The sequence below is a fragment of the Oleiphilus sp. HI0123 genome (genome assembly GCF_001635315.1).
In genome coordinates this window covers 1-279 of the sequence record NZ_LWGE01000717.1, presented here as the reverse complement: position 1 = coordinate 279, position 279 = coordinate 1, and the positions used below count along the sequence as shown (strand labels likewise).

1 protein-coding gene is annotated in these 279 nt (G+C 48.0%); it reads left to right on the top strand.

The features are described 5' to 3' along the window. Positions 1–55: 55 nt before the first annotated feature. The coding region (locus tag A3761_RS27180) for a hypothetical protein (protein ID WP_197472899.1) at positions 56–279 on the top strand (224 nt) is incomplete at its 3' end.

The following is a 279-nucleotide window of genomic DNA, read 5'->3' as shown; positions in this document are numbered from 1 at the left end:
AGTCATCAGTTTAGCTGCTGGCTGTGCTTCAGTTGATAAGAAGGACAATAGTGCGATGTCTGATAGCTCGGCTGAGCTTAGTGTGGCGGAAGTACAGCCAAGCCAAGAGGAGCTAGCTAGGAACGAGAAAGAAAATGCTGCTAAAGCTGATGAAATGATGAAAAGCCTTAAAGCTCCTGTGGTTGAACCAGGTGCTAAGACTGAACAGCCGGTCAGCAAAGAGGTGAAGCCTACAGTTAAGGAAGTTGTCGCAGAAGTAACGCAGAAGGCCGTTACAGC